Origin of the sequence: Streptomyces phaeochromogenes (assembly GCF_001418655.1) — a bacterium.
Taxonomy (GTDB): domain Bacteria; phylum Actinomycetota; class Actinomycetes; order Streptomycetales; family Streptomycetaceae; genus Streptomyces; species Streptomyces phaeochromogenes.
This window is the reverse complement of record NZ_LIQZ01000596.1, coordinates 1-7828: the sequence shown is the minus strand read 5'-3', so window position 1 is coordinate 7828 and position 7828 is coordinate 1. Positions and strand designations below refer to the sequence as shown.

Below are 7828 nucleotides of genomic sequence, written 5' to 3'. Positions count from 1 at the left end.
CGCGAGGAACCGCGCACTCCAGCCCTCACCCACCCGCACCGAAAACACACCCCGCTCAGAGCCACCCCTGCTGGCGGGCCTCCCGCATGGCCTCCATACGATTTCGTGTCGCCGTCTTGCCGATCGCCGACGAGAGGTAGTTGCGGACGGTCGACTCGGAGAGATGGAGCTTGGACGCGATGTCCGAGACCGTCGCACCGTCCGCCGAGGCCTTCAGCACGTCGCACTCACGGGCCGTGAGCGGATTGGGCCCGGCACTCAGCGCCGCCGCCGCGAGCGCGGGGTCGATGACCGTCTCGCCGGTCAGCACCCGGCGGATCGCCTCGGCCAGCTCCTCCACGGGCCCGTCCTTGACGAGGAACCCCGCGGCGCCCGCTTCCATGGCCCGCCGCAGATAGCCCGGCCGGCCGAAGGTGGTGAGGATCAGCACCCGGCAGTCGGGCGCCTCGTCCCGGAGCAGTGCGGCGGCGTCCAGGCCGCTGATGCCGGGCAGTTCGATGTCCAGCAGTGCCACGTCCGGCCGCGACTCCAGGGCCGCGCCCACGATCGCGTCCCCCGTCCCGACCTGCGCGACCACCTCGATGTCCGCCTCCAGACCGAGGAGGAGGGCGAGGGCGCCCCGCATCATCCCCTGGTCCTCGGCGAGCAGAACGCGGATGGACTTGGCGGGCCGGTAGTCCCGGGGCATCTCGTTCACGGCCCAAGGGTAGGCGCTCCGCTCGGGGCACGAGATTCGGTGCGGGCCTGTCGTGGTTGCCCGCGCAGTTCCCCGCGCCCCTTGGAAGCAGGGGTTGCCGTCCGCTTTCAGGGGCGCGGGGAACTGCGCGGGCAACCACTCCCACCCGCACCCGGAAACACACCCCAGCGGAGCTACCGGCGCCCGGCCGACAGCTCCGGCACACCCACCCGCTCGGCCGGATCCACCGGAAGCTCCGCCACAACCGTGAACCCACTCCGCGCCCCGGGCCCCGCCTCCAACAACCCCCCGGCCGCCGCGAGCCGCTCGGTCAGCCCCTTCAGGCCTGTGCCGCCGATACCCGTACCGCCGATGCCGGACACGGGCGATTCCGGCGCGGCCGGCGGCGCGGCCCCACGACCGTCGTCCGTGACCCGCAGCCGGACATGCTCGGCCGAGCCGTCCACCGTGATCTCACAGCGCCCCGCGCCGCTGTGGCGCACCACGTTGGTGACCGCCTCGCGGACGACCCAGCCGAGCAGGACCTCGGTCTGGGCGGCGAGCGGCGGCCCGGACTGGCGGACGACCGGCTCGACACCGGCGGCCAGGAGGGCCGAGCGCGCCCGGTCGAGATCCGCGGCGAGGCTGCCCTCGCGGTAGCCGGTGACCGCCTCGCGGATCTCCGTGAGCGCCTGGCGGCCCACCGACTCGATGTCGGAGACCTGGACCAGGGCCGCGTCAATGTCGCGGGGTGCGAGCCGACGGACCGCCTCCGACTTCACGACGATGACGGAGAGCGTGTGCCCGAGGAGGTCGTGCAGGTCGCGGGAGAACCGCAGCCGTTCCTTCTCGACGGCCTGCCGGGCCAACTCCTCGCGGGCGGCGCGCAGTTCACGTACGGCGTCGGACAGGGAGAGGATCGCCGCGGTCACCATGGTGGACAGGAACGTGCCGTACGCGACGTTCACCGCGCCCCAGCCGTCCCGCAGCCCGGCCACGACACCCGCGAGTGCGCTCAGCCCGATGCCGGTCCTGCCGAGCCACCGCCCCCGGACGATCGCGCCCGCGGCCAGGCCGAGCAGCGGGAAGAAGAGCAGCCAGCTGCCGCCGTACAGGCCGCCGAGGAGAGAGGTCACGATGCCCAGCGCGAGCAGCGCGCCCCGGGTGGAGCGGGCCTCCCGGGCCTCCTTGGTGAAGGCCCGGAACACCACATGGATGTAGAGGGAGTTGAAGACGAGGAGGCCGATGCCACCGATCCACGGGTTCGGGGTCTTGCCCTGGAAGAGGTTGGAGAAGGCGCCCATGCCCATCAGCAGCCAGGGGAGCAGGGCGAAACCGCTGGGTGGCGGGCCTAGGTGCTCCGGGAGCTTCCCGGTCTTCCGTACGGCCTTCTGGTCGGCCACGAACGCGTCCCGGTCGGCCTTCCGGTCCGTCCGCGACTCCTGCCACGCCGACATCTGACAGCTGACCCTTCGCAACCAGGACATGTCCTCAGCCCCCGTTCAGACGGTCCGCGCGGTCCTGCGGTACGAGACCACAGCGTACGAGCCGAAGGCCAGCAGCCATCCGGTCAGCACCAGCACCGCCCCGAGAGCGGGCGCGTGCCCGTCGGCGACCGATGTGCCGAGCTGCGCGAACCGGTTCGTGGGTGTGTAGGAGGACAGCGACCGCAGCCACCCGGGGAAGAGGCTCAGCGGGAACCACAGGCCGCCGACCATCGCGAGCGTCAGGTTGCACACCATGTTCATCACGCCCGTGGCCTGCGCGGTCAGCCGGTAGCCGTTGCCGAGGCCGAGCAGGGTGAAGGGGATCGAGCCGAGCCACAGCAGCAGCGCGATCACCGCCCACTTCCAGGCGTCGAGCCGTACGCCGTTGACCAGGCCGCCCGCCACCAGGACCGCGACGATCGCGGGCAGCACCGTCACCGCACCCGTGAGCGCCCGGCCCGTCACGACCTGGCGCGGGCTCATCGGCGTGATCCGCAGCTGCCGCAGCCAGCCGATGCTCCGGTCCTCGGCGACCCCGCCGCCGGTGTTCAGGGCCGAGCCCATCGCGCCGTACGCGGCCATGCCGATCATCGAGGCGGTCCGCCACTCGTTGTCGGCGCCGTCACCGAGGTTCGTGAACAGCAGATACATCACCACCGGCATCACGACACCGCCGATCACGAAGCCGGCGTCGCGCAGCGTCCGGCGCACTTCGAGCCGCAGATAGTCGAGCATCACACCGTCTCCAGAGAGGTACGCGAAGCAGCGGGAGTGGAAGCAGGAGTGGAGGTCAGAGCGAGGAACGCGTCGTCCAGCGAGGCCGGCGCGACCTCCAGCGCGCGTATCGCGCCGCGCTCGGCGAGCGCGATCACCGTCGCGTCCGAGTCGTCGGACCGCAGCCGCGCCCGGTCGCCGCGCACCTCCACGGAGACCACACCGGGCAGGTCCGCCAGCCCGTCCGGGCCGGCGCCGGCGAGGTCGAAGGCGACGAGGCTGCCGCCCGCGGCCCGCTTCAGCTGCTCGCCGGTGCCGTCGGCGACGATCCGGCCGTGGTCGATGACGACGATCCGGTCGGCGTTGGCGTCCGCCTCCTCCAGGTAGTGCGTGGAGAAGAGGACGGTGTGACCGCGCCGCGTGAACGCCCGCATCGAGTCCCAGAAGGCGTACCGCGCCTCCACGTCCAGCGCCGCGGTCGGCTCGTCGAGCACGATCAGCGCGGGGTTCCCGACGAGCGCGACCGCGAACCGTACCCGCTGCGTCTGGCCCCCGGAGAGCCGGTCGACGCGCCGCCCGGCCAACTCGGCGATGCCCGCGAGCTCCAGCGCCTCGGCGACGGGCATAGGCGCGGGATACGTACCGGCCACGAACGCGACCAGTTCGCCCACCGTCACCCGCGGCACCGGCCGGCTGTCCTGGAGCATCGCGCCCACGCGCCCCGCCCGCACGGCCTCCTCCGGGGTGCCGCCGAAGAGGCGTACGACGCCCTCGTCCGGCTCGTTCAGGCCCAGCAGGAGCGAGATCGTGCTGGACTTGCCGGCGCCGTTGCGGCCCAGCAGCGCGACCGTCTCGCCGCGTGCGATCTCCAGATCGACACCGTCCACGGCCCGCACCGCACCGAAGGCCTTGACCGCCCCCGCGAAGGAAACGGCCTGGTCCGCGGCCCCGCCCGCCGTGGCTTCCGCCGCCGTCTCCGCCGTCTCCGTCGTGTCGGCCATCGTCCCCGTCCCCGCCCTCGTCCCCGTCTTCGTCCCCGTCTTCGTCATGGGTACGACGCTACGAATCCGGGGGTCGGCGGGGCAGATGCGCAATGTACGGACTCGGGCAGGACAAATGTCACTGCCGCTGTCACTGCCGCGTCCGCGCCACCCATCTGACATGCCGTCAGGAGTCTTCACATGTGCCGGACCCTGAGCTATACAGGTGGTCGCCGGACTGGAACGCGTTCTAGAACAGGCGGGTTCCTCGGCTCAGTGTCGACCTCGGTGCGGCCGACGGTGCGGACGGCCGCACCGGGGTCTTCCCCGCCAGCAGTCAGGAGCCCCATGCCCATCGACGTTGCCCAGGCCCTCGCGGCCGAGCCCCGGTCCGCCGGGATCGCCTGGGGTCACAAGGACGTCCAGCTCTACCACCTCGGCCTCGGCGCCGGCGCGAACCCCGACAAGGACAGCCCCGCGACGGACCCCGACGAGCTGCGCTACACCCTGGAGTCCCGGCTGCACGTGCTGCCGAGCTTCGCCACGGTCGCGGGCGCCGGTTCACCGGGCGTGATCAACAGCCTTTCCATGCCGGGCATCGACGTCAACCTCGCGCACGTCCTGCACGGCGGCCAGACCGTCACGCTGCACCGCCCGATCCCCGTCGAGGGCCGGGCGACCGCCACCGGACGGATCGCGGCCGTCTACGACAAGGGCAAGGCCGCCATCCTCGTCATGCGCACCGAAGTCGCCGACGACGAGGGCCCGTTGTGGACCAACGACGCCCAGATCTTCGTACGCGGCGAAGGGGGCTTCGGCGGCGACCGCGGCCCCTCCACCCGCCCCGAACCGCCGACAGGCGATCCGGACCGGACGGTCGAGCGGGCGATCCGCGAGGACCAGGCGCTCCTGTACCGGCTCTCCGGCGACTGGAACCCGCTGCACGCCGACCCCGAGTTCGCCAAGCTCGCCGGCTTCGACCGGCCGATCCTGCACGGGCTGTGCACGTACGGGATGACGCTGAAGGCCGTAGTGGACACGGCACTCGGCGGCGACGTCGGCCGGGTCCGCTCCTACGCCACGCGCTTCGCCGGGGTCGTCTACCCGGGCGAGACCCTGCGCATCCGCATGTGGCAGGGGGACGGCACGGTCCGCGTGACGGTGGGCGCGGCCGACCGGGACGACGCACCGGTCCTCGCCGACACCGTCGTCGAGCACAGCTGAGGGACCAGGGACTTGAGGCACTAGGGACTTGAGGGACCAGGGACTTACGTACGTTTCCGAGGGGAGCCGCACCATGCGCGCAGCCGTACTGCACGAGATAGGCCAGGACAAGCTGGAGATACTCGACGACGTCGAGGCGACGGGCTTCGGCCCCGGCCGGGTCAGGATCCGGGTGCGGGCCACCGGCCTGTGCCACTCGGACCTCTCCGCGATGGCCGGGGTGCTGCCGCAGCCCGCGCCGTTCGTCCCCGGGCACGAAGGGGCGGGCGAGATCCTGGAGGTGGGCGAGGGCGTCACCAACGTCAAGCCCGGCGACCGGGTCGTCGTCTGCTGGCTGCCCGCCTGCGGCACCTGTCCCGCCTGCAAGCGCGGCCAGACCGAGCTGTGTCTCGCCGGGTTCATGAACGCGGGCACGCCCAACTTCAAGCGCCCCGGCGGCGATGTCTTCGGCTTCGCGGGCACCGGGACCTTCACCGAGGAGGTCGTCGTCGACGCGGGCTGCGCCGTGCCGATCCCGGACGACGTGCCCTTCGACATCGCCGCCCTCATCGGCTGCGGCGTCACCACCGGACTCGGCGCAGCCCTCAACACCGCGGACGTGGAAGCCGGTTCGTCGGTCGCCGTCATCGGCTGCGGAGGCGTCGGCATCTCCGCGATCCAGGGCGCCCGGCTCAAGGGCGCCGCCGAGATCGTCGCCGTCGACCCGGTCGCCTCCCGCCGCGAGGCCGCGCTGAAGTTCGGCGCCACCAGGGCCGTATCGCCCGACGAACTCCCCGACGCCAAGCAGACGGTGACCGCGGGCGAGGGCTTCGACTACGTCTTCGAGGTCGTCGGCCGCTCCGCCACCGCCCGCACGGCGTACGAGAACACCCGCCGCGGCGGCACCCTGGTCGTCGTCGGCGCGGGCGCCATGGACGACTATCTCCAGCTCAACATGTTCGAGCTGTTCTTCGACGAGAAGCGGATCCTGCCGTCCATGTACGGCGGCGGGGACGTCCTGCGGTCGTACGAGCGGACCGTCGCCCTGTGGCGCGCCGGGCGCATCGACCTGGAGGGGCTGATCACCCACCGTGTGCCGCTCAGCGACATCAACGAGGCGCTCGACCAGATGCGTACGGGTGTGGCGCTGCGTACGTGCATCGAGATCTGACCTCCTGATCCGACCTCTCGATCTTCTGGCCACCGACGGCTGAAAGGACCTTGATGTCACTGCCACTTGAGGGCCGGTCCGCGATCGTCACGGGCGCGGGCCGCGGCCTGGGCCGGGCCGAGGCGCTGGAGCTCGCCCGGCTCGGCGCCGCCGTCGTCGTCAACGACTTCGGACAGCCCGGCCGGGACGGCTCCGGTGCCGCGTCCGCCACGCCCGCCGAGGAGGTCGCCGCCGGGATCCGGGCGGCGGGCGGCCGTGCCGTCGCGCACACCGGGGACGTGGCCGACCACCAACAGGCGCGGGAACTGCTCGAGTTGGCGGTCGCCGAGTTCGGACAGCTGGACATCCTCGTCAACAACGCGGGCATCCTGCGCGACCGGATGGTCTTCTCGATGTCCGAGGACGAGTGGGACTCGGTGATCCGGGTCCATCTCAAGGGCCACTTCAACACCACCCACTTCGCCGCCGCGCACTGGCGGGCCCGCTCCAAGGCGGCGGACGCGCCGGTGTACGGGCGGATCGTGAACACCTCCTCGGAGGCGTTCCTCGCGGGCTCCGCGGGACAGCCCAACTACGCCGCCGCGAAAGGCGGGATCGTCGGGCTCACCACCTCGACGGCACTGGCACTCGCGAAGTACGGCGTCACGGCGAACGTCATCTGCCCGCGCGCCCGGACCCGTATGACGGCGGACGTCTTCGCGGGCTTCCAGGAACCGGCGGGCGACGGGTCCGAGGACCGGCTCGACCCGCTCGCTCCCGAGCATGTCGCACCGCTCGTCGGCTACTTGGCCTCGCCCGCCGCCGCACAGGTCAACGGCCAGCTGCTCGTCGTGCACGGCGGGATGGTCGCGGTCGTCGAACGCCCGCGGGTGGCCGCCAAGTTCGACACCAAGCAGGACGCCTTCACGTACGACGAACTCGACGCGCTGCTCACGCCGCACTACGCGGACCGGCCGACGGGGGAGACGTTCGCGGCGGCGGAAGTGCTGGGGCTCAAGCACGAGTGACAGGTTGTGCTGTGGCGCCGCTCGCACGGAAAGGCCCCGCCCGACGAGTGTCGGGCGGGGCCGTGTGACGCTCCGGACCTGAGGTCGTCAGGCCCCCGTGTCGCCGTACTCGGCGGGCTTGCGGTGCCGGCCGCGAGGGGTCGCCTCGCCCTCCTGCGCGGAGACGGGCCCCCGGTGCCGGCCGTGGCCACCGTCGTCTGCTGCCTGGGCCACCGTCGCCCGCGGGTCGGTGGCCGTCGTCTCCATGGTGTTCGTGTCGCTCATGTGGAAATTCACCCCGTGTCAACATGATCCTTCGGTACAGCGCGGGCGAGTCTAACGGGCGGGTGTGACAGCGCTGAGGGGTGGTTGGGGCTACTCGGTGGTCACTTTGAGGGGGGCGGATGGGGGCGTCGTTTCGGCGCTCGCCCGCAGAGCCCGGAGAGCGCGGAGGGCCGGCGGGCACTCGCTACTCACCTGCTCGACTTGGAGTGGGTTCACCGGGTGCGGGAGCGGGGGAGGGGCTGGTGCCGAGGGCGGGGTCGGCCGGGCTCCGGAGGGAGCCGTCCCTTGCGGGGGCACCGGCTGAACGGCCGGCTGAACCGCCGCCT

At 72.1% G+C, this 7828-nt stretch carries 8 protein-coding genes; 3 read left to right on the top strand and 5 right to left on the bottom strand.

Translation table 11 applies throughout. The features are described 5' to 3' along the window. Nucleotides 1-55: 55 nt before the first annotated feature. The 4 genes from AOK17_RS46435 to AOK17_RS46420 all read right to left on the bottom strand — a co-directional run bounded on the left by AOK17_RS46435 (nucleotide 56) and on the right by AOK17_RS46420 (nucleotide 3878). Nucleotides 56-688 (bottom strand): response regulator transcription factor, encoded by a 633-nt coding sequence (locus AOK17_RS46435; RefSeq protein ID WP_055618671.1) that lies wholly within the window; start codon nucleotides 686-688, stop codon nucleotides 56-58. Between the two features lie 182 nt (nucleotides 689-870). Continuing rightward, nucleotides 871-2133, bottom strand: coding sequence for a sensor histidine kinase (locus AOK17_RS46430; RefSeq protein WP_245697870.1), 1263 nt, complete (start codon nucleotides 2131-2133; stop codon nucleotides 871-873). A 45-nt stretch (nucleotides 2134-2178) separates the two neighbouring features. Next, nucleotides 2179-2898 (bottom strand): ABC transporter permease, encoded by a 720-nt coding sequence (locus AOK17_RS46425; protein ID WP_055618668.1) that lies wholly within the window; start codon nucleotides 2896-2898, stop codon nucleotides 2179-2181. Continuing rightward, nucleotides 2898-3878: an ABC transporter ATP-binding protein gene (locus AOK17_RS46420; RefSeq protein WP_079053682.1), complete on the bottom strand. Its 981-nt coding sequence runs from the start codon at nucleotides 3876-3878 to the stop codon at nucleotides 2898-2900. The genes AOK17_RS46425 and AOK17_RS46420 overlap by 1 nt, the downstream gene beginning before the upstream one ends. Before the next feature lie 327 nt (nucleotides 3879-4205). Between AOK17_RS46420 and AOK17_RS46415 the strand changes: the two genes are divergently transcribed. The 3 genes from AOK17_RS46415 to AOK17_RS46405 all read left to right on the top strand — a co-directional run bounded on the left by AOK17_RS46415 (nucleotide 4206) and on the right by AOK17_RS46405 (nucleotide 7238). Further along, nucleotides 4206-5081, top strand: coding sequence for a MaoC/PaaZ C-terminal domain-containing protein (locus AOK17_RS46415; protein ID WP_055618667.1), 876 nt, complete (start codon nucleotides 4206-4208; stop codon nucleotides 5079-5081). Between the two features lie 73 nt (nucleotides 5082-5154). Then, nucleotides 5155-6231, top strand: a complete 1077-nt coding sequence (locus AOK17_RS46410; protein ID WP_055618666.1) for a Zn-dependent alcohol dehydrogenase — start codon at nucleotides 5155-5157, stop codon at nucleotides 6229-6231. Between the two features lie 53 nt (nucleotides 6232-6284). After that, nucleotides 6285-7238, top strand: coding sequence for a 3-oxoacyl-ACP reductase (locus AOK17_RS46405; protein WP_055618665.1), 954 nt, complete (start codon nucleotides 6285-6287; stop codon nucleotides 7236-7238). A gap of 87 nt (nucleotides 7239-7325) precedes the next feature. On the opposite strand, the gene AOK17_RS51155 is transcribed toward AOK17_RS46405, so the two are convergent. Continuing rightward, nucleotides 7326-7502 (bottom strand): hypothetical protein, encoded by a 177-nt coding sequence (locus AOK17_RS51155; protein WP_157881554.1) that lies wholly within the window; start codon nucleotides 7500-7502, stop codon nucleotides 7326-7328. Nucleotides 7503-7828: the final 326 nt, after the last annotated feature.